At 62.4% G+C, this 25,099-nt stretch carries 21 protein-coding genes; 11 read left to right on the plus strand and 10 right to left on the minus strand.

Translation table 11 applies throughout. The features are described from left to right. Nucleotides 1-28: 28 nt before the first annotated feature. Nucleotides 29-733, minus strand: coding sequence for a response regulator (locus AC3YUO_RS01495; protein ID WP_489961269.1), 705 nt, complete (start codon nt 731-733; stop codon nt 29-31). 34 nt (nt 734-767) lie between these two features. After that, on the minus strand, nt 768-1,310 hold the full coding sequence (locus AC3YUO_RS01500; protein WP_489961270.1) for an NUDIX domain-containing protein: 543 nt from the start codon (nt 1,308-1,310) through the stop codon (nt 768-770). Between the two features lie 268 nt (nt 1,311-1,578). Here AC3YUO_RS01500 and AC3YUO_RS01505 point away from each other — a divergent pair, with 268 nt between their 5' ends. From AC3YUO_RS01505 to AC3YUO_RS01515, 3 genes are all read left to right on the plus strand, one after another. After that, nucleotides 1,579-2,073, plus strand: coding sequence for a GNAT family N-acetyltransferase (locus AC3YUO_RS01505; protein WP_489961271.1), 495 nt, complete (start codon nt 1,579-1,581; stop codon nt 2,071-2,073). Between the two features lie 182 nt (nt 2,074-2,255). After that, complete coding sequence (locus AC3YUO_RS01510; protein ID WP_489961272.1) at nt 2,256-2,831, plus strand: Crp/Fnr family transcriptional regulator; 576 nt, start codon at nt 2,256-2,258, stop codon at nt 2,829-2,831. Between the two features lie 41 nt (nt 2,832-2,872). After that, the gene (locus AC3YUO_RS01515) at nt 2,873-4,519 is read left to right on the plus strand and encodes a WG repeat-containing protein (protein WP_489961273.1); all 1,647 of its coding nucleotides are present in this window, start codon (nt 2,873-2,875) and stop codon (nt 4,517-4,519) included. A 126-nt stretch (nt 4,520-4,645) separates the two neighbouring features. Here the strand turns inward: AC3YUO_RS01515 and AC3YUO_RS01520 are convergent, their stop codons facing one another. From AC3YUO_RS01520 to dusB, 4 genes are all read right to left on the minus strand, one after another. Further along, entirely contained in the window at nt 4,646-6,718 is a 2,073-nt protein-coding gene (locus AC3YUO_RS01520) for an elongation factor G (protein ID WP_489961274.1), read from the minus strand. A 278-nt stretch (nt 6,719-6,996) separates the two neighbouring features. Then, on the minus strand, nt 6,997-7,884 hold the full coding sequence (locus AC3YUO_RS01525; protein WP_489961276.1) for an anti-sigma factor family protein: 888 nt from the start codon (nt 7,882-7,884) through the stop codon (nt 6,997-6,999). A 6-nt stretch (nt 7,885-7,890) separates the two neighbouring features. Continuing rightward, nucleotides 7,891-8,526, minus strand: a complete 636-nt coding sequence (locus tag AC3YUO_RS01530) for a sigma-70 family RNA polymerase sigma factor (protein ID WP_489961278.1) — start codon at nt 8,524-8,526, stop codon at nt 7,891-7,893. A 48-nt stretch (nt 8,527-8,574) separates the two neighbouring features. After that, nucleotides 8,575-9,546 (minus strand): tRNA dihydrouridine synthase DusB, encoded by a 972-nt coding sequence (dusB, locus tag AC3YUO_RS01535; RefSeq protein WP_489961279.1) that lies wholly within the window; start codon nt 9,544-9,546, stop codon nt 8,575-8,577. 168 nt (nt 9,547-9,714) lie between these two features. On the opposite strand from dusB, the gene AC3YUO_RS01540 reads away from it, so the two are divergent. Next, on the plus strand, nt 9,715-10,914 hold the full coding sequence (locus tag AC3YUO_RS01540) for an ATP-binding protein (protein ID WP_489961280.1): 1,200 nt from the start codon (nt 9,715-9,717) through the stop codon (nt 10,912-10,914). 73 nt (nt 10,915-10,987) lie between these two features. Here the strand turns inward: AC3YUO_RS01540 and AC3YUO_RS01545 are convergent, their stop codons facing one another. After that, nucleotides 10,988-12,055: a branched-chain amino acid aminotransferase gene (locus tag AC3YUO_RS01545; RefSeq protein ID WP_118641528.1), complete on the minus strand. Its 1,068-nt coding sequence runs from the start codon at nt 12,053-12,055 to the stop codon at nt 10,988-10,990. A 329-nt stretch (nt 12,056-12,384) separates the two neighbouring features. Here AC3YUO_RS01545 and AC3YUO_RS01550 point away from each other — a divergent pair, with 329 nt between their 5' ends. The 7 genes from AC3YUO_RS01550 (at nt 12,385) to ftsH (ending at nt 20,806) form a co-directional block, all read left to right on the plus strand. Next, nucleotides 12,385-14,367, plus strand: a complete 1,983-nt coding sequence (locus AC3YUO_RS01550; RefSeq protein ID WP_489961281.1) for a DHH family phosphoesterase — start codon at nt 12,385-12,387, stop codon at nt 14,365-14,367. Nucleotides 14,368-14,453: 86 nt separating this feature from the next. Continuing rightward, complete coding sequence (rplI, locus tag AC3YUO_RS01555) at nt 14,454-14,903, plus strand: 50S ribosomal protein L9 (protein WP_118641530.1); 450 nt, start codon at nt 14,454-14,456, stop codon at nt 14,901-14,903. Nucleotides 14,904-15,052: 149 nt separating this feature from the next. Beyond that, nucleotides 15,053-15,394, plus strand: a complete 342-nt coding sequence (locus AC3YUO_RS01560) for a four helix bundle protein (protein WP_489961282.1) — start codon at nt 15,053-15,055, stop codon at nt 15,392-15,394. A 54-nt stretch (nt 15,395-15,448) separates the two neighbouring features. Then, the gene (gene dnaB, locus AC3YUO_RS01565) at nt 15,449-16,804 is read left to right on the plus strand and encodes a replicative DNA helicase (RefSeq protein ID WP_118641531.1); all 1,356 of its coding nucleotides are present in this window, start codon (nt 15,449-15,451) and stop codon (nt 16,802-16,804) included. A gap of 60 nt (nt 16,805-16,864) precedes the next feature. Further along, nucleotides 16,865-18,313 carry a tRNA lysidine(34) synthetase TilS gene (tilS, locus tag AC3YUO_RS01570; RefSeq protein ID WP_489961283.1) on the plus strand — a complete coding sequence of 483 codons (1,449 nt, stop codon included), beginning with the start codon at nt 16,865-16,867 and terminating at the stop codon, nt 18,311-18,313. Beyond that, the gene (gene hpt, locus AC3YUO_RS01575; RefSeq protein ID WP_489961284.1) at nt 18,307-18,849 is read left to right on the plus strand and encodes a hypoxanthine phosphoribosyltransferase; all 543 of its coding nucleotides are present in this window, start codon (nt 18,307-18,309) and stop codon (nt 18,847-18,849) included. The genes tilS and hpt overlap by 7 nt, the downstream gene beginning before the upstream one ends. 76 nt (nt 18,850-18,925) lie before the next feature. Next, a complete protein-coding gene (gene ftsH, locus AC3YUO_RS01580; protein ID WP_489961285.1) occupies nt 18,926-20,806 on the plus strand; it encodes an ATP-dependent zinc metalloprotease FtsH in 1,881 nt (626 codons plus the stop codon). 61 nt (nt 20,807-20,867) lie between these two features. Here ftsH and AC3YUO_RS01585 read toward each other — a convergent pair whose 3' ends face one another. The 3 genes from AC3YUO_RS01585 to AC3YUO_RS01595 form a co-directional block, all read right to left on the minus strand. Then, nucleotides 20,868-22,661, minus strand: a complete 1,794-nt coding sequence (locus AC3YUO_RS01585) for a sensor histidine kinase (RefSeq protein ID WP_489961286.1) — start codon at nt 22,659-22,661, stop codon at nt 20,868-20,870. 3 nt (nt 22,662-22,664) lie between these two features. Next, nucleotides 22,665-23,327 (minus strand): response regulator transcription factor, encoded by a 663-nt coding sequence (locus AC3YUO_RS01590; RefSeq protein ID WP_489961287.1) that lies wholly within the window; start codon nt 23,325-23,327, stop codon nt 22,665-22,667. A 137-nt stretch (nt 23,328-23,464) separates the two neighbouring features. After that, complete coding sequence (locus AC3YUO_RS01595; protein ID WP_489961288.1) at nt 23,465-25,099, minus strand: ABC transporter ATP-binding protein; 1,635 nt, start codon at nt 25,097-25,099, stop codon at nt 23,465-23,467.

A 25,099-nucleotide genomic window follows, 5' to 3' on the forward strand; every position in this document is an offset into this window, starting at 1 on the left:
GGATTGCGGTGCGGTTCCGGCAGGCTTCTCAGCCTCCGAACAGGTACCCCATCCCCCGCTTGGTCACAATGAACTTGGGCGAAGCAGGATCGTCCTCAATTTTCTCCCGCAGCCGGCGCACGGCCACGTCCACCGCCCGCACGTCGCCTACATAGCCCTCGTAGTTCCACACATGCTCCATGAGGGCCTCCCGGGAGAACACCTTCCCCGGCTGGGCGGCCAGGTAGCAGATAAGGTCATACTCCCGCTGGGTCAAATCCAAAGCTCGGCCGTCCTTGGTCACCACCGCCTTCTCCCGGTCAATGGTCACCCGGCCCAGGCGCAGCACATCTCCGCTCTCCTCGGGCTGGGCAGCGGCAGGCGCCATCTCCACCCGGCGGATGTTGGCCTTGACCCGGGCCAGCAGCTCCCGCATGGAGAAGGGCTTGGTGATATAGTCGTCGGCCCCCAGCTCCAGGCCCAGCACCTTGTCCGCCTCTTCCTCCCGGGCCGTCAGCATCAGGATGGGGGTGGAGCTGCCCGACTCGCGCACCTTGCGGCACACGTCAAAGCCGTTCATGCCCGGCAGCATCAGATCCAACAGGATGAGGTCGGGATTCTGCTCTAGGGCCAGCTGAAGCCCAGTAGGGCCGTCATAGGCCTCCAGGGTATCATAGCCCTCCCGGCTCAGATTAAAGGACAGGATGTCCACAATGTTCTGTTCATCCTCTACAATGAGAATGGTCTTTCCCATGGGTGCCTCCTTGTCTCTCCACAGCCGCGGGAGCTTACAGCCCCAGCAGCGTTTTCACCTTCAGAGTTGTGGCAATGGTCTTGGCATCGGTGATGGAGCCGTCCATCACCTGGTCCACCAGCTGCTGGAAGGACATGGTTACCACGTCCAGGAACTCGTCCTCGTCCAGGTGCTGTTCCCGGCGGCGCAGGCCCCGGGCCAGGTACATGTGAAGCGCCTCGTCGCAGAAGCCCGGCGAGGCCAGCATGTACCCCAGATAGGTCCACTCCTCCGCCTCCAGGCCGGTCTCCTCGCTCAGCTCCCGCTGGGCGCCCAGCAGCCGGTCCTCCTCCGCGCCGTGGTCCAGCTTGCCCGCCGGCAGCTCCAGCAGCTCCCGCCCAATGGGATAGCGGTACTGCCGCACCAGGGTAACCCGGTTCTCCTCGTCCAGCGCCAGCACGGCCACGCCGCCGGGATGATAGACCACTTCCCGGCTGGCCAGCTTGCCGTCCGGCAGCATGGCCTGGTCCAGGGTCACCTTGATGATGTGGCCCTCAAAAATGGTTTTGCTCTCCACCATGCGCTCGGTCAAATCCATTGCAATGACTCCTTCCGTCTCTTCACCGGCGGGAACCGGTCCCCCGCCACGAGAAAATCCGGCGCATTGGGAGCGAAATGGCCCCGATGCGCCGAAAACGCCTGCTGTTCCATGTTGTTTTAGTATAGCACATGGCGCCGCCGGGGTAAAGGCGAAAGGCTCCATCCCGGGAAAATTTCCTGTTTCGTCTGTACGAAGGGGGCGAAACAGGGTATAATCAGTCACATACTCCAGTTTTTTCTGCTGTCCCATGAAAGGAGCCGTCTTTATGATTCGACCCGCACGCCCCTCTGATTTCGACCAAATTCTGGAAATTTATGCCGCCGCCCGCCGTTTCATGAAGGCCTCGGGCAATCCCACCCAGTGGGGCGACACCGAGCCCAGTGAGGTGCGGGTGCTGGAGGACATCCGCCTGAGGCAGAGCTATGTGGTGGAGCTGGAGGGACGGCTCCAGGCCGTCTTTGCCATGATCCCCGGGGAGGACCCCACCTACAAGGTCATTGAGGGGGCCTGGCTGGACGACAGCCCCTACTGTGCAGTCCACCGGGTAGCCAGCCGGGGTGAGGTACCAGGCCTGGCTACCGAGATTTTCCGCTGGGTGCTGGCCCAGCATCCCAACGTGCGTATTGACACCCACGACGACAATCGTCCCATGCAGCACGTGCTGGAGAAAAACGGCTTTGTCCGCTGCGGCCGCATCTGGACCCTCAGCGGGTCGCCCCGCATCGCCTATCAGAGGCATATTGTTCCCGCAAACTCTTAGTATTTTCCCTCTTATTTCCCACATAACATGGGGCTGCCGTCTGTCTGCTGCGGCAGCCCCTTTCTGCATCCGGGGCGGTCTGGTGAATTCTGTAAAGCCCTCCGCTGCGTTATCCTGTGATATTGCGTCGCTTTTTCTGACCGGGGTATAATGAATTTATCTTATGCGCGGGAGGCAATTTCATGGATGCCCAAACCTTTTTTACCGATATTCTGCCCATTCCAGATGAAGCATTGCGGGCACAGCTTGTATCTCTGGCCCAGTTCCGGCACCTGTCCAAGGGGGAGCTTCTGGTTCGGGAGGGAGAAACCATAAACCAGCTCTCCTTCCTGCTTTCCGGTATTCTCCGGGGCTTTTTCTTTGACTACAACGGCCGGGATATTACCGATTGCTTTGGCGCCAAGTGCGGTGTCCCGGCGATTCCCGTTTTTCAACTGGACGCCCCTTCCTGCATCTCCATTGAGGCACTCACTGACTCTCAGCTGCTGTGTATCCCGGTGGCAGACGCAATGACTCTCCTGCAAAACGATGTCCGCACCGTCCACATCTACAACAGCCTGCTGCGCAATTCTCTGCTGGAACACTGGCAGATTAAGACCGTCCTGCACAAACGCACCTCCATGGAACGCTATCAGTGGTTTCTGCAGGCCTACCCAGGCCTCATCGACCAGGTCCCCCACCGGTACATCGCCTCCTTTCTGGAGATGTCTCCCGTCACCCTCAGCCGCCTGCGGGCCGCGCTGAAACAGGGGGAATAACGGGCAGGCTTTCCGCGCATGGAAAGAAAGGATGTTGTATCATGAACCTCGGCAAACGACTGCTCTCTTTTGCGGTGGCCGCCGGACTGCTGGCCAGTTTGACAGGCTGCGGCTCCCAGAACAGCGCAAGCAGCTCCTCCTCCGCTTCCGCCTCTCAGCCCACCGGAACAGGTTCGGCGTCCTCCTCTGCTCCTCAGGCCGCCCCGGAGGGCTTTACGGTCGCCTACACCCCCGTCTCTGCCGCCGGAGACACCTTCATTGTCCAGGACCCTGCCACCGACTACTACGGTCTGGTGGACAGCACCGGCAAGGAAATTCTCTCCTGCCAGTACGGCGACATGGCCTACCTCACAGTGAACAAGCTGGACCCCAAGTTCTATGTGGCCGTCCAGGAGAAGGGCTCCTACGGCGTATATGATCTGACCGGCAGCCAAGTGGTAGCTCCCAGCTACGACAGCATCCGCGGAGCCGATTTCTCCGACGGCTTTGTGGTCTGTTATCACGACCGGTACGGGGTCGTGGACCTGACCGGACAGGAAATCATCCCCCTGGATTACACGGGGATCTCCTGCTCCGCCCAGGGAATGGTGGCCGGAACCAAGCAGGCCGACGACGGTTATACGGTGGATCTCTACAACAAAGACGGTTCCTTGTCCCAATCCTGGCCGGCCAAGGGCGGCGACGATACCTATTCCTTCTATGGTTACGGCACTCAGCTGCAGGGCGGCGGCTGGTATACCCTGTCCGGGGAAGAGCGTTCCCTCATCGGCGGAATGTTTACCACCAACTACATCCTGGACACCTCTGCTGACCTGGTGCCCCCTTATTTCTATTATGTGACTGACAGCCAGCTCTTGGTGGTTGACGCCTCCACCGGTGAAACACTGGTCACCCAGGACCTGAACACCCAGTTGGGCACTCCTGTCCTCCTGGACTTTGAGGTTTCCCGGGACCTGTCCACCGGAACAGTCCACGCCCTGGTGCTGATATCCTATTACCAGAATGACAAGTTTACCGAAAACCAGTTCTTCCGCTTCAGCCTGGGTGACACCGTCCAGTTCTTTGACCAGGGCTCCCTCTCCCTGGCGGTGAATGTGCTGAGCGGCTCCGCCAAGTATGGCATGGGTCCCTACTATAACGGCACTGCGTTTGCCATGACCGAGGATGAGCGGCTCATTGTGGTGGATGAGGCAGGCTCTGTGGTGCGGGAGCTGACTGTTCCCTTCTCCGATCCGGCCCAGTGCCGCCTGCTGGGCGACTGCGCGGTGCTGAACAACAACGGCTACGTCTATGTCATTGACAAAGAGGGCAACACCATCGCCAATCCCGACGGTTATACCGGCGTGCTGGACAAAGGCATCCTTTGCCTGCGTACAGCGGAGGGCATGCTGGAGTGCGTGGATGCCGGCGGCAATATGCTGATCAGCGCGGAAGACGGTCTCACCGACCTGGACGTGCTGTACTCCTCCGACTGGGAGGACGGCAGCTTCCACAGCGCCATCCTGACCGGAACCAACCTGCTGGTGGACCGGGACAACTCCCTGCTGCTGGCTGAGCTGGACGACACCCTGACCAGCGCTCTGCTGGATGAGACCGCAACTCTGCTGGCCAGCGCAGACGACACTCGGCTCTACGCGGTAACGGACAACGGCGGTCAGTGGCAGGTCCAGCTGCTGGTCCAGCGCTGAATCCTTCTTGCCGCAACTCTTTTGGGAAAGCGCCTATCCCCCACCAGGGACGTCTCAATGGGCCTCCCCGGAGCATTCCTATAAAAAACAGCCCGCCCCGATTGGGGCGGGCTGTTTTCGTATTTCTTATTCCTCAGCCAGGGCCTTGGCAGCGGCAATGGCCTTCTCCTGGGCCGCAGGAGGACAATCCTCATAGCGGACGAAGTGGAAGGTGTAGGAGCCGCGGGACTGGGTCATGGCCCGCAGGTCGATGGCATAGGAGGCCATCTCAGCCATGGGCACCTCAGCCTCAATGACCTGGTCGCCGTCGCCGGTGGGAGTCATACCCATGACGCGGCCGCGGCGCTTATTCAGATCGCCGATGACGTCGCCCATGTAGCTGTCGGGCACGGTGACCTTCAGCTCGCCCACGGGCTCCAGCAGCACGGGGTTGGCCTCGGGCATGGCGGCCTTGTAGGCCAGCTGAGCGGCCGTCTTGAAGGCGATTTCCGAGGAGTCCACGGGGTGGTAGCTTCCGTCATACAGCACGGCCTTCAGGTTGACCACCGGATAGCCGGCCAGAGGACCGTGGAGGCAGGCCTCCCGCAGGCCCTTTTCCACCGCGGGGAAGAAGTTCTTGGGCACGGATCCGCCGAAGACCTCCTCGGCAAAGGCCATCTGCTCCTCCTCGGGGTTGGGCTCGAAGCGAATCCACACGTCGCCGAACTGGCCGGAACCGCCGGTCTGCTTCTTATGACGGCCCTGCTTCTGGACGGTCTTGCGGATCTTCTCACGGTAGGGAACGCGGGGCGTCTTCAGCTCCACTTCCACATTGAAGCGGCTCTTCAGCTTGGCCACCAGCACGTCCACCTGGATGTCGCCGGCGGCGTAGATGACCATCTGGTGGGTCTCGGAATTGTTGACCACGGTGAAGGAGGGATCCTCCTCGTTGAGGCGGTTGAGGCCCTGGGCCACCTTGTCCTCCTGGCCGCGGGTCTTGGGAGCGATGGCCACGGAGTAGCAGGGCTCAGCAAAGGGAATCTGCTTAAGGGCTACCACCTTACGGGGGTCACACAGGGTGTCGCCGGTCTTCACCTTCTCCATCTTGCCGATGGCGCCGATGTCGCCGCAGCCCAGCTCCTTGACCTCCTCAGCCTTCTTGCCCCGCATGACGTACAGGCGGCCCAGCTTCTCGGTGTTGCCGGTGCGGGCGTTGACCAGAGTCAGGTCAGAGGTGATGACGCCGGAGAGAACCTTGATATAGGAGTACTTGCCGTACTGGTCGGAGACGGTCTTGAAAACGAAAGCAGTGGGCACGCCGCCGGGGGAGACCACGAACTCCTCGGTCTCGCCGTCCTGGCGGGTAGCCTTGTGGTAGTTGCCCTCCATGGGAGTGGGCAGCAGCTCCACAATGTAGTCCATGAGCATCAGGGAACCCATGGTGTTGACGGCGGAGCCGCACAGCACCGGGAACAGGGACAGCTCCCGCACGCCCTGGCGCAGGCCCTGGATCATCTCGGCGTAGGTGAAGTCCTCACCGGAGAAGAACTTGTCCATGAACTCCTCGCTGGTCTCAGCCACGGACTCCTTCAGGGCGTCGTTGAACTGAGTGATGACGTCCTCCTTGCCCTCGGGAATCTCAATCTCTTCCCGCTTGCCGTTGCGCATCTCATAGGCGCGCTTGTTCAGGACGTCGATGATGCCGATGACCTTCTTGTTCTCGTCCCAGATGGGCACCACCAGAGGAGCGATCTTGTTGCCGTACTTGGCACGCAGAGCATCGAAGGTGGCGTTGTAGTCGGAGTTGTCCTCATCGGTCTTGGAGATATAGATAAAGCGGGGCATATTCCGCTCTTCGCAGTACTTCCAGGCCTTCTCCAGGCCAACGGAGATGCCGTCCTTGGCGGAGCAGACGATAATGGCGGCGTCGGCGGCACGCAGGGCCTCCATCACTTCGCCGGAGAAGTCAAAGCCGCCCGGGGTGTCCAGCACGTTGATGTTACAGCCCTTGAACTCCACGGGGGCGACAGACAGGGAGATGGAAATCTGACGCTTGACCTCCTCGGGGTCATAGTCGCACACGGTGTTGCCGTCCGCGGCCTTGCCCATACGGTCAATGGCGCCGGTCATATAGAGAAGGCTCTCTGCCAAAGCGGTCTTGCCGCTGCCACCGTGGCCCAGCAGGCAGATGTTGCGGATGTTTTGTACAGAATATCTCATATCTTGGTTCCACTCCTTATGTTTGGGCTATTGCGACGCTCCCGGTCCAAGGTCGGGAGACGTTACATGCTGTTGGTTATTATACATTAAAATTCCTCCTGTGACAACTCCTTTTTTGGCACCGCCACAGTCCTTTCCCCAACTCAACCCAGGATACTTCACTATTTTTTCGTATAAAGTGCCCAAACCATCAAAAACTCTGCAAATTCCCACGGATTCGCCGGAAAGACAAAAAAATAACCTTCGGCAAAAAGCCGAAGGTTATTCTCGCATGCCAATCAGGGGGTCTCCAGCAGCACCAGCGCGCAGGACTGATCCTCCTCCGCCTGGCCCTGAATGCTCGAAGAGATGGTCCCCTCCTGCTGCGCCAGGGTCTGCAGCTGCTGAAGCTGCCCGGCGGTAATCATGCAGCAGGTCCGGCCCGCCTCGTCGGTAAGCCACTCGGGGGACTGACCCAGCACATCCTCCCAGCCCTGGGGCAGACGGTCCAAAGTCAGCACCGCCCACACCGTCTGACCGGCCACGGTATAGCCCTGCGTCATCTGGGCGGTAATCTGAAATTGAGAGGGCTGGACACTGTCCTGTGTCTGGGGCACGCTCAGGCTGCCGTCACTGGAAGAGGCATCCCCGCTTCCATCGGCCGGTGCCGGATCAGGGGCGACCCGAACCGCCGTATCCTTTTGCTCCTCCAAAGACGTGGTTGGCTCCTCCGTCTCCGTGGCCACTGTATTCTGGTCATTCTGGTCCGCCGCAGAGCGATCCGCCTGCTCATAGGTGGCGGCATCGAGACTCGCTCCGGTGCTCTCCACCTCCAGAGAGTCCACGCCCTGATTCAGCATACCGCCCCGGTAAAGGCCGATACACAGCACGGCGCAGGCCGCCAGGCCCGCCAGCGCCCGCACCTGGGGACGGCGGAACAGGGGGACCACCTTGGGCTTCTGCTCCAGCGCGCCGATGCGCTCCATCACACCCTGGGCAAAGCCCTCCGGGGCGGAGCAGTCCTCCAGCTGAGGGAAGGCGGTATGCACGGCCTCCAGCTCCTGCGCCAGGGCGCGGCAGCGGGGACAGACGGCCAGGTGGGCCTCCAGCTCCCGCTCCTCCTCGGGCTCCAGCATTCCGTCCAGCCGCAGGCTGAGCCAGACCTCCATGGTTTCACAGCCATCCATACCGGTTCACCTCCTTTGTTCGTTCTTCGCAGAGTTAGACGGCGGCGGCGCAAAAAAGTTCCCATCCGCCAGCAAAATTTTTCGCAGCGCCAGCCGGGCCCGGGCAATCCGGGACTTCACCGTCCCCAAATCCAGCTCCAGCTTCTGGGCAATCTCCTGATAGCTCAGGCCGGACAGCTCCCGCAGCACCAGAATCTGCCGCTGCTGCTCCGGCAGCGCCTGGAGCCCCCGCTCCAGCGTCCGGCCCATCTCAGAGCGCTCCAGCTGCCGCTGGGGGTCCTGGCTCCAGTCCGCCGGCTCGCTCCAGGCCGCCTCGTCATCGTCCAGGGACAGCTCCGACTCCACCTGCCGCCTCCGCTTCTGCTTTCTCAGGTAGTCGATGCACACGTTGGTGGCCAGACGGTAAATCCAGGTGGCAAAGCTGCTCTCTCCCTGGAAGGAGGGCAGCCCCTGCCAGGCCTTCACAAAGGCCTCCTGGGCCAGGTCCGCCCCCTCCTCCTTGTCCCCCGTCAGCCGTACGGCCAGGGAATAGATCCGGTTTTGATTGTCCAGCACCAGCTGTTCAAAGGCCTGCTGGTCCCCCGCCTTGGCCCGGGCTACCAGCTCCTGCTCCGTCACCGCGCTCACTCCTCTTCGGTCCATCCAAACCGGGACCCCCTCCGCCCCGGCTTCAAGTCTTCCGTTCCTCGTTCAGCACAAGTCCCGCTTAATCCCCCTGGTGACCCGATACACGTCCTCCAGGGTGGTGATTTTCACAATCTGTTCCTTATAATAGCCCGCGTGAGGTACCCCCTTCAGGTACCAGGCGTAGTGCCGCCGGGCCTCCAGGCAGGCAATCTTCTCCCCCTTGTTGGCGGCGGAGATCTCAAACTGCCGCACGGCAGTGTCGCAGCGCTCCGCCAGGGGCGGCATGTCCGGAATGGGGCGGCCCTCCAGGGCGGCCTTGCACTGGGCAAAGAGCCAGGGATTCCCAAACACGCCCCGGCCAATCATGGCCATATCCGCCCCGGTGTACTTCAGAATCCTGGGGGCGTCGGTGGGCTTGAACACGTCCCCGTTGGCGATGACGGGGATGCTCACCGCCTTCTTGACCTCCCGAATCCAGTCCCAGTTGGCTGTTCCGGCATACATCTGGTTGCGGGTACGGCCATGGACGGCCACAGCGGCGGCGCCCGCCTCTTCCATGGCCTTGGCAAACTCCACGCAGTTGATGGAGCCCTTGTCCCAGCCCAGGCGAAACTTCACCGTCACCGGACAGCCCGCGCCGCGGACCACCGCCTCCAGCACCTTCACCGCCTTGTCCGGGTCCCGCATAAGACCCGACCCGTCTCCGGAGTTGGCCACCTTGGGCACGGGACAGCCCATGTTGATGTCAATGAAGTCGGCCCCGGACACCTCATGGGCGATGCCGGCCGCCTGCTCCATGCACGCGGGGTCGCTGCCGAAGATCTGGGCGGCAGCGGGGTGCTCCCCCTCCCCCAATTTCAGGAGCGGGATGGACTTCTTGTCCTGGTAGCACAGGGCCTTTGCACTCACCATCTCCGTACAGGTGAGCCCCGCTCCCTGCTCCCGGCAGATGGTACGGAAAGCCACATCCGTCACCCCCGCCATGGGGGCCAGGGCCAGGGGCGTCTCAATTGTAATTCCTCCGATGGATACCATAAAAACCTCGCTGCCGTAAAAATGAGGGCGGCAACCCCCAACAAAGCCGGGATTTTTCCCTTCGCCGCCCACTTGCGGACCTTATTCTATCACACCCCCCTTTGGTTGACAAGGGCGGAGGCAGACATTAAAATGGAACCGGAACACCACAAAAAGGGAGAATGGGCCATGAATCTGAACGCATTACATACCGCTCTGGGCGGTATCTGTACCTATCGTCCTCTGATGGACACCCCCCTCATGCAGGCAGTGTCCCAACTGCTGCTCACCTGCGGCTTCGGTAACGGGGAGCGCGCCCTGGATCTGTACGGCCAGGTCTTTTACCTGCTGCGGGCGGAGGGCTTCCAGGGCCTGGGAGACTGGCTGTGGGACTACCTGCGCTACTCCGACAGTCCTTACGGCGCTCTGGCCGAGCGGGGCGAGAAGGACCCCGCCCTGGAGGAGGGCGCCCGGCGGGATGTGGAGACCCTGGTGCTGCTGGCTGAGACCGACTGCGACCGGTACATCGACGCCATGAAAAGCGCCCTGTCCGCCGACTACGCCCCGGTGCTGGCCGGGCTGCCCCGGTGGAAGTCGGGGGCTCCCTTTGATTTTGCCAAGCTCACCGATTTTTACCGCGCCCACGGCTGCGGTCTGTACGCCCGGTACCGGGCCTTCCTGTGGGAGGAGGGGGCGCTCATTCCCGTGGCCGACCCCGACTGCCCCAAGCCGGAGGACCTGCTGGGCTACGAGCTGCAGCGGGGCCAGGTGGAGCAGAACACCCGCCAGCTGGTGGCAGGCCGGGCGGCCAACAACGTCCTCCTCTTCGGAGACGGCGGCACCGGCAAGTCGGCCACGGTGAAGTCCATGCTCTACCTGCCGGGGATGGAGGACCTGCGCCTCATCGAAATTCAGAAGGAGAACCTCACCGGCCTGCCCCGGCTGATGCGCTCTCTCAACGGGCGGCGGCAGAAGTTCATCCTGTTCATTGACGATCTGGCCTTTGACCAGGACGACAAGACCTACTCCTCCCTGAAGACCATTCTGGAGGGCAGTCTGGAGAAGCGGCCGGTGAATGTGGCTATCTACGCCACCTCCAACCGCCGCCACCTGGTGCGCCAGACCTTCACCGACCGGGCAGGGGACGAGGTGGACACCTTTGAGACCATCTCGGAAAAGACCGCCCTGGCCGAGCGCTTCGGTCTGCGCATCCCCTACCTGACCATGAACAAGGATGGCTACCTGGCCCTGGTGGACTATCTGGCCCGGCAGGCGGGCATCTCCATGGACCCCAAGGAGCTCCACGCCCAGGCCATGACCTGGGAGATCCGTCACTCCGGCCGTACCCCCCGGGTGGCCCGGCAGTTTATCGCCAGCCTGCACCCATAACCGCCACAAAGAAAAGCCCCGGAGGCAATTGCCTCCGGGGCTCGTTTTATGTCTTGTTTGTGTGGAGACTGGCTCAGCACACCTTCATGGTCCAGCCGTGGGTGTCGGCCACGCGGCCCCACTGGATTCCAGTGAGCTCGTCATACAGGCGCTGAGTGATTTCACCGATCTGGTTGTTGCTGACGGTGACCTTCTTGTCGCCCATGGCCAGCTCACCGATGGGAGAGACAACGGCGGCGGTGCCGGTGCCCCAGGCCTCCTCCAGCTCGCCCTTCTCGGCGGCCTCGAAGAGTTCCTCAGCGGAGATGCGGCGCTCCTCCACCTCATAGCCCCAGTCCTTCAGCAGCTGGATGCAGGAGCGGCGGGTAATGCCGGGAAGCACGGAGCCGTTCAGGTCGGGGGTGATGATCTTGCCGGCCACCTTGAACATAACGTTCATGGAGCCAACCTCTTCAATGTACTTGCGGTGCACGCCGTCCAGCCACAGTACCTGGCTGTAACCGGCCTTCTCGGCCCGGTCGCCGGCCCGCAGGGAGGCGGCGTAGTTGCCGCCGGTCTTGGCCATGCCGGTGCCGCCGCGGACCGCGCGGACGTCCTGGTCCTCCACGTAAATCTTCACGGGGTTCAGTCCCTCGGGATAGTAGGCGCCCACGGGGCAGACAATGACGATGTACTGCACGTGGTGGGAAGCATGGACGCCCAGAGCGGGATCCAGGCCGATCATGAAGGGACGGATGTAGAGGGAGGTGTCCTTCTCAGCGGGCACCCAGTCGCGCTCCAGCTTGACCAGCTCGGTAATGCCGGCCAGAGCCAGGTCGGCAGGAATCTCGGGCAGGCACATACGGGAGGCGGAGTTGTTCATCCGCTCGATGTTGCAGTCGGGGCGGAAGAGCTGGATGCTTCCGTCGGCGGTGCGGTAGGCCTTCAGGCCCTCAAAGATCTCCTCGGCGTAGTGCAGCACCTTGGCGGCGGGGTCAATGGGCAGCGGGCCGTAGGGGACGATGCGGGCGTCGTGCCAGCCCTGTCCCTCATCATAATCCACAATAAACATGTGGTCGGTCATATTCTTGCCAAACACCAGGGTGGAGGAATCAGGCTTTTCCTTCAGAGTGGCGGCGCGGGTGATCTTGATCTCTTGCATTGCGGTTGCCTCCTAATTTCCTTTACTGGCTTACATTCCACACAAAAGCATATCTCTGTGCGCTGGACACTCAGGGTGTCCGGCGGGTACCATTCCTGCTCCCGTTTCCGCGGGGGGCCGTGCGGAATACGGCCTTTTCCCCCACATTATAGCAGTCTTTTTTCTGTGGTGCAACGGTCCTTTTCCTCTTTACAGAAAGAATTTTTGTCCCCCCTGTCCCCGCCTATCCCTATTGTCTTTTCCGGTGGGATTTGATATAATAAAATGCCTTTGTTTTGGGATTCAATCTCCAAAAATTTTTGCGACACGCAGGAAAGGGGGACGTTCCGTTGAACCGGAAGATTGCCCAGCTGTTTCAGCCCAGCTTCCAGCTCTACTTCGTCTGCCTGATTTTATTTGCCGGAATTTCCGCGCTGTTCTCTCTGCCCCTGGCGGCGGCGGAGCTGGCGGTGGTTGCCTGTCTGGGCCTTTACAACCGGGCCAGCAACCGGCGGCGGCGGCGTGAAATCTCCAAGTACCTGGAAAACGTCACGGGCACGGTGGACACCGCCACCCGGGACACCATGACCAATTCACCCCTGCCCATGATCATTTTCCGTCCGGAGAGCGACGACATCATCTGGACCAATGACCGTTTTCTCCAGCTCACCGGGCAGCGGGAGCACCTCTTCGATGCCAAGCTGTCCACCCTGATCCCCGGCTTTGACACCCGGTGGCTCATGGAGGGAAAAAGCTCCTGTCCCAGCGAGGTAAGCTACGGCAGCCGGCGTTTCCTGGTCTTCGGCCATCTGGTGCGCACCGGCGGACGGAGCGGCGGCTTCCTGGCCACCCTCTACTGGGTGGACGTCACCGAGTTCTGTCTGGTCCGTGACGAGTACCGCGCCACCCGTCCGGTGGCCGCCGTGCTGCTGCTGGACAACTACGAGGAGCTGATGAAGAACCTGACGGAGAACGAGCGCTCCGCCCTGGTCTCGGAGATCGACTCCCGTCTGGATGCCTGGGTGGCCCACACCGGCGGACTTCTCCGCCGCTACCAGCGGGAACGCTACCTCTTTATCTTTGAGGAGCAGTACCTGTCCCAGTTTGTGGAGAAGAAATTCGACATTCTGGACACCATCCACCAGGTGGTCAACCCCAGCGGCATCAACGCCTCCCTGTCCATCGGCATCGGCAAGGACGGCGAGAACTATCAGGAGCTTCTGCAGTTTGCCAACCTGTCCATCGACATGGCCCTGTCCCGGGGCGGCGATCAGGCGGTCATCCGCAACAAGTTCACCTTTGAATTCTACGGCGGACGCTCCAAGGAGACGGAGAAGCGCACCAAGGTCAAGAGCCGGGTCATGGCCAACGCTCTGTCCTCCCTCATCTCCGACTCCTCCCAGGTGTTCATCATGGGCCACCGCTTCCCGGACAACGACTGTCTGGGCGCCGCGGCCGGCGTGTTTGCCCTGTGCCGGAAAAACGGTGTGCCGGTGCACATCATCCGGGAAGCGGGCACTCCCCCGGCTCAGGAGCTCATCGACAAGCTGGCCCAGCTGCCCGAGTATCAGGACTGCTTCCTTTCGCCCCAGGAGGCTCTGCTCATTGCCGACACCCGCTCCCTGGCGGTGGTGGTGGACACCAACCGTCCCGAGCAGGTCCAGGCGGAGGATCTGCTGAAGTCCTGCAACCGGGTGGCGGTCATCGACCACCACCGCCGTGCGGCCACCTACATCGAGGGCGCAGCCCTGAACTACCACGAGCCCTATGCCTCCTCCGCCTCCGAGCTGGTCACCGAGCTTCTCCAGTACGTTATGGAGCCCAACCAGCTGCTGCGCACCGAGGCTGAGGCTCTGTTGGCGGGCATCGTGCTGGACACCAAGAACTTCACCATGCGCACCGGCGGACGCACCTTCGAGGCCGCCGCCTTCCTGCGCCGCTCCGGCGCCGACACCGCTGAGGTGAAAAAGCTCTACCAGAACGACCTGTCCGGCACCATCGCCAAGTATTCCATCATCCAGAATGCCAAGCTCTATCGGGACCACATCGCCATCGCCGTGGCCAACCGTCCCGTGGGCCGGGTCATTGCGGCCCAGGCCGCTGATGAGCTTCTGAACATCATCGGCATCGACACCTCCTTCGTCCTTGCCCCTGATGGGGAACGGGTGGTCATCTCCGCCCGCTCCATGGGCGACACCAACGTCCAGGTGATTCTGGAGCAGCTGGGTGGCGGCGGCAACGCCGCGGCGGCGGGCGGACAGGTGTCCGGCAAGACCCTGGAGCAGGTCACCGTGGAGCTGGCCCAGGCCATCGACCGCTATCTGGATTCCTGACCGGGGCGGCGGGATTCCCCCCGTTTACCCCCCATTTTTGCAATATTGTAATTTAAAAATACTCACTGTATTTGGAGGAACACATTATGAAAGTCATTTTACAGCAAGACGTAAGAGGCCAGGGCAAGAAGGGCCAGCTGGTGGACGTGTCCGACGGCTACGCCCGCAACTTTCTGCTGCCCAAGAAGCTGGCGGTCATCGCCACCGCCGAGAACCTGAACACCATGAAGCAGCAGGAGAAGGCCCGCAAGGCCCAGGAGGCTGCTGAGAAGGCTGAGGCCGAGGCCACCGCCAAGAAGCTGGAGGGTCTGATGGTGAAGATCCCCGCCAAGGCTGGCGAGGGCGGACGGCTCTTCGGCGCTGTCACCGCCAAGGAGGTCTCTGAGGCCCTGGCCGCTCAGCACGGCGTGACCATCGCCAAGGCCAAGCTGGTGCTGGAGGAGCCCATCAAGGCCTGCGGCGGCTACCAGATCAAGGCCAAGCTGGGCTATGAAGTGGTGGGCACCGTCAACGTGATGGTGGTGGAGGAAAAGTAAGCCTTTGGCTTACTTTTCCAATGCAGAAGGCAGAATGCAGAAATGCAGAATGATTCCCGGACCTGAGACCCATTTGCGCCGTATGGAAACATGCGGTTTCCGGTGAATGTTTTGCTGACAAGGGACGTGAATGCGTCATGCGGGAGAATGTGATTCTGGATAAGAGCTTTGCGTTTTCTGTGCGTATGGTACGCGCTTATCAGCACCTGTCCGCAGAAAGACGGGAATACATTCTGTCCAAACAGCTTCTGCGCTCTGCCACCAGTATTGGGGCCAACGTACACGAGGCCAACAACGCCCACGGCAAAAAGGATTTTATTGCTAAAATATATATTGCCTATAAAGAGGCAACGGAAACGGAATATTGGATCCGTTTGATGACGGAGACAGACTATTTCACCAAGGCAGAAGGCAGCAGCCTGCTGGCGGACTGTGTGGAACTGAAGCAGATTCTGACCGCTATTTTGAAAAGTGCCAAGGGTTCGGCATAGCGGTCATTCTGCATTTCTGCATTCTGCATTCTGCATTTCCCAGGAGGTGACAACATGGCTCTGGAGGATGAAGAACTGCTCTTGAAGCAGCTGCCCCACTCCGTGGAAGCGGAGCAGGCGGTGCTGGGCTCCATGCTCATTGACCCCCGGTGCGTGCCGGAGGTCATCGACAAGCTGCGCCCGGACGACTTCTACCTGCGGCAGAACCGGGAGATCTACGAGACCATCTACTCCATGTTCAACTACTCCCTCACCATTGACCCGGTGACGGTGCTGGAGAACATGAAGCAGAACGGAGTCTACGACGAGAACCAGTCCCGGAGCTACATGCTCCAGCTCATGGACACCACCCCCACCGCCGCCAATGTCAAGGAATACATTGACATTCTCAAGGACAAGACCCTGCTGCGCCGGGTGGCCGAGACCGCAGGCGATCTCACCGCCATGATTCAGCAGGGCACCGACACCGGCCAGGACATTCTGGAGGCGGCGGAGCAGCGCATCTACGCCATCCGCCAGGGTCGCGCCGCCCGGGGTCTGACCCCCATCTCCGACGTACTCATTGACGTGTACGACCGGCTCAGCGAGCTGGCCGCCAGTGACAGCGCCATCCCGGGCATGTCCACCGGACTGCGGGACCTGGACCGGGCCATCTCCGGCCTCAACAAGTCCGACCTCATCCTTCTGGCCGCCCGTCCCGGTATGGGCAAGACCTCTATGGCTTTGAACATCCTGCTGGAGGCCGGCAAGAAGTCGGGCAAGACGGTGGCCTTTTTCTCCTTGGAAATGAGCCGGGAGCAGCTGGCTCTCCGCCTTATCTCCAGCGAGTGTTTCGTGGACAATAAGAAGCTGGTCACCGGCAAGCTCACCGAGGAGGACTGGGAGAAGGTGGCGGTGGCCGCCGACTCCCTCACCCGCTCCAAAATTCTCATTGACGACGACTCCTCCGTTTCGGTGGCCGATATCAACGCCAAGTGCCGCCGAGTGGAGGATCTGGGCCTGGTGGTCATCGACTACCTGCAGCTGATGCAGTCCGCCGGGGGCAAAACCCGCTCCAGCGACAACCGGCAGCAGATCGTCTCGGACATTTCCCGGTCCCTGAAAATCATGGCCAAGGAATTGAACGTCCCTGTTCTCTGCCTCAGCCAGCTCTCCCGTGCCAACGAGTCCCGTACCGACAAGCGTCCCATGCTCTCTGACCTGCGTGAATCGGGCGCCATCGAGCAGGACGCCGACATCGTGCTCTTCCTCTACCGGGAGGGCTACTACAACAAGGACACGGAGAACCCCAACCTGGCCGAGTGCATCGTGGCCAAGAACCGCCACGGCGAGACCCGCACGGTGGAGCTTCAGTGGCTGCCCGACTTCACCACCTTCAGCGACATTGAGTGGCAGCACAGCGAATACTGATGATCGGCAGGGACGGGTGCGCTTTCGCTCCCTCAACCTGTTTTCCATTTGGGAGGTACCATGCTGGAATCCATGGAAGCGCTGATCCGGGAGCATGGGATGCTCCCCAAGGGCTGCACGGTGCTGTGCGCCGTGTCCGGCGGAGCGGACTCCGTGTGCCTGCTCCACGCCCTCTATCACCTGCGTCCCAGGCTGGGGTTCTCCCTGGCCGCCGCCCACTATAACCACCAGCTTCGTGGGGAGGAGGCGGACCGGGACGCCCGGTTTGTGGAGCAGTTTGTCTCGGAATGCTGCGGCCCGGACCGCCTGCCCGACGGGCGGGTGCTCCCCGCTGTTCCCCTGTTCTCCGGCAGCGGGGACGTGGCCTCCCAGGCCGCCCTGCTGGGAAAAGGCATTGAAGAGACTGCCCGGGACATGCGCTACGCCTTTCTCCGTCAGGCGGCCCGGGAGGCGGGAGCTACCCTCATCGCCACCGCTCACACCGCCGACGACAACAGTGAAACCATTCTCTTTCACCTGGCCCGGGGCTCCGGCCTGCGGGGATTGACGGGCATCGCCCCCGTGCGGGGCGACCTGATCCGTCCTCTGCTGTCCACCCAGCGCCGGGAGATTGAGGAATACCTGCGCTACTACGGCCTGCCCTGGCGGGAGGACTCCTCCAACGCCGATGACGCCTACGCCCGAAACCGCATCCGCCACCAGGTGGTACCCGTGCTGGAGGACCTGTTCCCCGGCTTTTCTGCCCGGCTGGCCGGCTGTGCGGGCCGGCTGCGGGCCGACGAGGCGCTGTTGGAGGAACAGGCCGAAGCTCTCTCCTCCCTGGCCCAGGTTCTGCCCCAGGGGCTCTCCCTTTCCGCCCGGCTCATTGCCGACGCCCCCGGCCCTGTGGCCGTCCGGGCGGTGCGGCAGCTCATCGGCGCCCTCAACGGGGGCGACCAGGACTGCGGGGCAGCCCATCTGGAGAGTCTGGTGCGGCTGTGCCGCAGTGAGGACCCCTCCGCCCGGCTGAGCCTGCCCTACGGTCTTGCGGCCCGGCGGGAATACGACCTCTTGGTCCTCACCCGGGACACCACGCCCCAGGTTCTGGAGCCCGTCCCCCTGGCCCTGCCCGGGGAGACCCAGGTGCCCCCCTTTCTGGTGCGCTGCTTTCCTGCCGTCTACGCAGGACAGCGCCAGGGGCCCTTCGACTTCTGGCTGGACGCCCGGCCTGGAGAGGCGGTAACCCTCCGCCCCCGGCGCACCGGCGACCGGCTCAGGCTATGGGGTCGCCCGGAGAAAACTCTGAAAAAGTGGTTCATTGACGAAAAAATACCCCAGTCCCGCCGGGACTGCCTGCCCGTTCTGGACTGGGACGGTCAGGTGGCCGCCGCCGCCGGTCTGGGCCCTGACGCGGCCTTTCTTCCCCGGGAGGGGCAGGCCGCCTGGCATATCATTATCACCCCCCTCCTGACCCGGTCCACCGGGGACGGGACGGAATTATCATCTGGAAAGGAAGCAGAATCATGCTAGAGAAGGACATCCAGGAAGTACTGTTCAGCGAAGAGCAGCTGAAGACCCGGGTACAGGAGATTGCCCGTGAAATCGAGCGGGATTACGCCGGAAAGGAGATCATGCTCATCAGCGTGCTGCGGGGCTCTTTCATCTTTATGGCCGACCTGTGCCGTGCCATCGACCTGCCCTGCACCCTGGACTTTATGGCTGTCTCCTCCTACGGGAAGGGCACCTCCTCCAGCGGCCAGGTGCAGATCACCAAGGACCTGTCCGAGGACATCTCCGGCCGCCACATCATCGTGGTGGAGGACATTCTGGACAGCGGCAACACCCTGAGCTACCTGCTGAAAATTCTGGAGCACCGCCACCCCGCCTCCATCCGTCTGTGCACCCTGCTGGACAAGCCGGACCGGCGGACCAAGCCGGTGGAGCTCCACTACTGCGGCTTCACCATCCCCGACGCTTTCGTGGTTGGTTACGGTTTGGACTACGCGGAACAGTACCGCAACCTGCCCTATATCGGCATTCTCAAGCCCCAGGTCTACGGCGGCTGAGCCGGCTGGACCCTGACGGGGGACGATTGGCGGATCCTCCCCCGGGCTACCCTGCCGCCGGAAAGGATGAACTCCTATGAAACGATTCAGCCCACGGGACCTGACCCTCTATCTGCTGGTGATTGTGCTGATGCTCTTTGCCGTCACCTCCCTCCAGCAGATGAACCAGGCCGACGGCCCCACTTACAGCGACATCCGCGCCCTCTTCGTGCAGGAGAAGGTGTCCTACTTCGAGCTGGAGGACAACACCCTCACCCTCACCCTGCGGGAGGAGGACGGCAAGACCTCCACCGTCACCTATCAGGTGGCCCGCCCCGACTGGCTCTACCAGGACCTGCACCAGCTGTGGGAGGAGCAGATGGAGGCCGGCCTCCTGAGCTACGACCTGCCCCCGGGGGTGGAGAGCTCCTGGTGGTATAACTACCTGCCCTACCTCATCGGGCTGGCGCTGGTGGGCTTCTTCATGTACCTTATGTACCGCCAGCGGGCCGCCATGGGCGGCGGAGGAGGCGGCGCTCCCGGTGCCTCCCGCTTTGGCCACGCCCGCACCCGCACCCTGGCCGACCAGGGCAAACGGGTCACCTTTGACGATGTGGCAGGCGCTGAGGAGGAGAAGGAGGAGCTGCAGGAGATTGTCCAGTTCCTCCGGGACCCCCAGAAATTTACCGCCCTGGGCGCCCGCATCCCCAAGGGCGTGCTGCTGGTTGGCCCTCCGGGCACCGGTAAGACTCTCATCGCCAAGGCAGTGGCCGGCGAGGCGGGCGTTCACTTCCTGTCCATCTCGGGCTCTGACTTTGTGGAGCTCTATGTGGGCGTGGGTGCCAGCCGGGTCCGTGACCTCTTTGACCAGGCCAAGAAGGAGGCCCCGGCCATTGTCTTCATCGACGAGATTGACGCCGTCGGCCGCCAGCGCGGCGCCGGCCTGGGCGGCGGTCACGACGAGCGTGAGCAGACCCTGAACCAGCTGCTGGTGGAGATGGACGGCTTTGGCTCCAACGAGGGCGTCATTGTTCTGGCCGCCACCAACCGCCAGGATATCCTGGACCCCGCTCTGCTGCGTCCCGGACGCTTCGACCGCCAGATTTATGTGGGCCTGCCCGACATCAAGGGCCGGGAGGAGATCCTCAAAGTCCACGCCAAAAAGAAGCCTTTGGCTGAGGATGTGTCCCTGCGGGAGATCGCCCAGTCCACCGCCGGCTTCACCGGCGCCGACCTGGAAAACCTGCTCAATGAGGCCTCTCTGCTGGCTGCCCGGGCAGACAAGCGGTTCATCACCATGGAGGACCTCCACGAGGCTATGATGAAGGTCATCGCAGGCCCGGAAAAGAAGAGCCGTGTGGTCACCGAGCACGCAAAGAAGCTCACCGCCTACCACGAGGCGGGCCACGCCGTGGTCATCCACGAACTGCCCTCTCAGGACCCGGTTCATCAGATCACCATCATCCCCCGGGGCCCTGCGGGCGGCATGACCATCTCCCTGCCCAGCGAGGACAAGGCCTACCTGTCCCGGAAGGAGCTGGAGGAGCGCATTGCCGTGTGTCTGGGCGGCCGGGTGGCCGAGCAGCTCATTCTGGGGGATATCTCCACCGGCGCCTCCAGCGACATCCAGAAGGCCTCCCAGATTGCCCGGAACATGGTCACCAAGTACGGCATGAGCGAGAAACTGGGCACCATCGCCTACGGCAACGAGAGCGACGAGATTTTTATCGGCCGCTCCATGGCCCAGGCCCGCAGCTACTCCGAAGAGGTGGCCGGCCAGATTGACCAGGAGGTCAAGTCCATTGTGGACGGCGCCTATCACCGCTGCGAGGAAATCCTCACCCGCTGCCGCAGTCAGCTGGAGCTCACCGCCCGCTATCTGTTGGACCACGAGACTATGGACGCCCAGGTCTTTGCCAAGGTCTTTACCGACCCCCAGGCAGAGGAATTTGCCGCCTACGCCGACTCAGAAGCCTGAGTTCTTTCCACAAGAAAAAAGCAGCGCGAACCTTCCGGTTCGCGCTGTTTTTTTGTTTATATCAAGTGTCCAGGGGCAATGTGATCCAGAAGGCCGGGCCGCTTGAGCGGTTCTCCGCGCCGCAGCTTCCGCCGTGGGCCAACACCGCCGCCCGGACAATGGTCAGACCCAGGCCGGTGCCGCCGCTGTCCCGGTTCCGGGACTTGTCTCCCCGGTAGAAGGGCTCCCACAGCTGGGGCAGGTCCTCCTCCGGGATGGGCTCTCCCTCGTTCTCCACAGTCAGGCGGGCAAGGCCCTCCTCTTTTCTCAGCTCCACCCGGATGGTCCCCCCGGGTTTGCAGTGGCGCAGGGCGTTGGAGGCCAGATTGTCCAGGATCTCCCGCAGCTTCTCCCGGTCTCCCGCCAGCCAGGTCTCCTCCAGGGTCTGGGAGAGGGCGATGTGCTTCTGCTCCAGGGGCAGGGCCAGGCGGTCAAAGGCCTCCTCCGCCAGGGCGGACAGCTCCAGCACTTCAACATTGAGGGGCACCCCCGCCTCCAGGCGGCTCAGCTCCAGCAGGCTGCCCACCAGGGCGGCCATGCGGTCGCTCTCCTCCAGCACCACGTCCAGGTACTCCCCCCGTTTCTGCGGATCAATGTCCTCCCGCAGAGACTCGGCGTGGGCCCGGAGCACCGCCAGGGGCGTTTTCAGCTCGTGGGCCGCCGATCGGGTGAAGTCCCGCTCCCGCTCCAGCTGGCCCTCCAGCTTATCCTGGGCGGCGTTGAAGGCGGCGGCCAGGGTGTTGAGCTCCTTCACCGGCCCATCCGCCCGGCAGCGGCCTTCCTCCGTCTGACGGCACAGCTCCTCCGTGGGCTGGGTTACTTTTTTGGACAGCTTGGCCGAGAGGATGAGGGCGGCCAGGGCGGTAATGACCAGCAGGGTCAGATAGGTCCCCCAGTTGGTCCGCAGGACATAGGGGGCGGTCTGGTACTGGCCGGCCACATAGCGTAGCATATAGCTGCTGGAATCGCGCCCCCCCGAGGCAAAGCCCCCTCTATGGAGCACAGCTCTCTCCTCCCCCGCCAAAACTCGATCCAGAATGGCCTGGGCCTCCAGGTAGTTGTCCAGCCGCCGCTCCATGTCGGTGTAGCCGTTTTTTCCGTCACTGCTCCAGGAGGTGAAAAGGACGCTGTGTACCTGCAGATACTTCAGCTCCAGAGTAATGGAGTCCTCCCCCGGGGTATTGGTCTCCACCATGACCTCCTCGGTGCCGTCCGGGTGGACCAGCTCGATCTTCTGCACCGCCAGGGTGTGCCCAGGCTCCTCAACACCTGTTACCCTGGCCCAAGTGCCGTCATAAGGAGGCTGCCCGCCCATCTCCTCATCATAGGGGTAGAGGGCATAGGCCCATCCATCTCGGCGGTCCATAAGCCACTGGGCAAAGGCCAACTGTCCCTCCCGGTCCAGCCCCTGGTCAAAGGTCAGATACCACCGCTGGCCCTGATCGATTCCCTCCTCATGTCCGTACCCCCAGGTGAGCTGGCTGCGGAACACCTCCCCGGTGTCCTCATCCCGGGCCAGCATGGCCAGCCCGCCGTCCATATTGCTTAGAATCGTCCCCGTGGTCTTACTGCTCAGCCACTCCCGTAGGACACTGCCTGCGTCCTCCGAGCCTCTCGCCCGGTTCTCCTCATAGGCCTGCCAGTCCTTCTCCAGGTCGTCCTGAGCCCTCTGCCGTGCCATATTCACCCGGCTCTCCGCCTCCTGCTGGGAACCGCTGAACAGCATGGCCACCACCCCTAGCCACAAGAGGACAAAGGTCACCGTCAGGGGCACCATCAGCCGCCAACGCAGGGGCCTTGCCTTCTCCTTTTTCACGGGTTACACCTCCTCCAGCCGATAGCCCGCCTTGAACACCGTCTTGATTTGCCCGCCGGCCTGCCCCAGGGCGGCCCGCAGGCTGCGGATGCGCACATCCACCGCCCGGTCGTCCCCCTCGAAGTCCAGCCCCCACACCTTGTCCAGAAGCTGTGCCCGGGTGAGCACCTGCCCCCGGTTGCGCATGAGGCACAGCAGCAGGTCATATTCCCGGGGGGACAGCTTGACCACCCGGCCCGCCGCGGTGCAGCTCCGCCCCGCGGTGTCCAACGAGATGGCCCCGCAGATGAGCACCTCCGTGCCGCCCCGGCTCCGGCGGATGAGGGCCCGGGTCTTGGCCAGCAGCACCGCCAGGGAGAAGGGCTTGGTCACATAGTCGTCGCAGCCCATGGCGTAGCCCCGGAGCATCTCCTCCTCGCCCCCCAGAGCGGTGAGAAACAAAATGGGCACGGCGCTCTTTTCCCGCACCGCCCGGCACACTCCAAAGCCATCCAGCCGGGGCATGAGCACATCCAGCAAAATGGCGTCGTAGTCGTGGTCCAGGAGAAGGTCCAGGGCCTCCTCCCCATCCCGGGCCAGGTCGCACTCCAGACCGTGGGCGGCAAAGTAGTCCCGGACAATGTCCCGGATCCGCTTCTCATCCTCCACCAGCAGCACCCGCTCCATAGCCCTCTCCCTCCTTTCACTCACAGCATACCCCACACTTGTGTCTGAATTATGTTGTTCCCATTATAAAACAAACGGCTGCCCAGTGGCAGCCGTTTGCTTTGCTTTTTTACTTTTTCAGTTTAAGGTCAGAGGGCTCAGAGCTCCAGAGAGCCCACCGCAATGCGCTGACCGCTCTTCCGGTCAAAGAGCATGACGTTCTCTCCGGAGATGTCCACATGGATCTTGGAGCCGATAGTGAAGAGGGTGCTGCCGAAGACCACACCGGTGAGCAGGAAGTCGTCCACCCGCACCTTGATAGTGGACTCCATACCGGTGGGCATGGCGCCGTAAATTTCACCTTCCAGGTTGCCGCCGTCCACAATGTCCACGGCCTCCGGGCGGATGCCCAGCACAAAGTCCTCGTTGGTGATGACGGGCTCCTCCTGGAGGGAGTAGTCGTCCTCCACCACCTTGGCGATGTGGTACCGGAACACTTCGTCCTTGTTGCCCTTCTCCACATAGCCCTTCTCCGAGGCCTTGGCCTTCAGCGCCGCCGCCTTGTCCTCCGCCGCCTTGTCCCGGCTCTGGAACCAGGCGTTCAGGTCCAGGGGAGCGGCGGGACGGAAGGTGGCCTTCCGGCCCTGGAACAGGGTGAGCTCCAGAGCGCCGCCGGCCTTCTGGGCTCCCTTGGCCTCCACAAAGTTGATGGAGGGGTTGCCCACAAAGTCGGCCACAAAGAGGTTGTTGGGCCGGTTGTAGACGGTGAGGGGGGCGTCGTACTGCTGGAGGACGCCGTTTTCAATGAGGCAGATCTGGGTGGCCAGGGTCATGGCCTCCATCTGGTCGTGGGTGACGTAGACGAAGGTGGATCCGGTCTCCACGTGGAGGCGCTGCAGCTCGTAGCGCATCTCCAGGCGCAGCTTGGCGTCCAGGTTGGAGAGGGGCTCATCCATGAACAGTACGGAGGGCTCGGGGGCCAGGGTGCGGGCGATGGCCACGCGCTGCTGCTGGCCGCCGGAGAGCTCGGCGGGGTAGCGGTCCATGAACATGCCGATCTTCACGATGCGGGACACCCGGCGGACGGTGAGGTCAATCTCCTCCTTGGTGAGCTTCCGGGTCTCGGTGACCACCTGGCCGCCCTTCACCAGCCGGAACTCCTCGTCCAGCTCCCCGCCGGCGGAGGCAGCCGCCTTCCGGGCGGCATCCGCCTTGGCCTGGAGGGAGGAGATGGTGCCCGACAGGTCGGGCTTCTTCTCCAGGTGGTAGGAGAAGAGCTGCTTGGCGGTGTAGAGGGAGATGGTAAAGGCGTCAATGAGCTTCAGCTGGGCCTTCTTCTCGTCCAGCTTGCCGTTCTTGTCCCGGCACTCCTCCAGCACCTTCACCACCTCGCCCGGCTGCTTGAGAATCTCCGCCAGGCGAGCGGCGTTCTTGGCCTCAAAGTCAATCTTGGGCAGGGGCTCCTTGATGTTCTTCAGACCGAAGGAGATGTTCTCATAGACGGTCATGTTGGGCCACAGGGCGTAGTTCTGGAAGAGGAAGCCCACCTTACGCTTGTTGGCAGGGACGTTGATGCCCAGCTCACTGTCGAAGACCACCTGGTCCCCGATGGTAATCCGTCCGGAGGTGGGAGTCTCCAGGCCGGCGATCATGCGCAGAGTGGTGGTCTTGCCGCAGCCGGAGGGGCCCAGCAGGGTGACAAAGGCGTTGTCTTCAATGACCAGGTCCAGGTCATCCACGGCGTAGAATTTGCCCCAGCGCTTGGTCACATGTTCTAATCTGATTTCAGGCAT

The sequence above is a fragment of the Pseudoflavonifractor sp. HNCC25GI2 genome, from assembly GCF_058136395.1.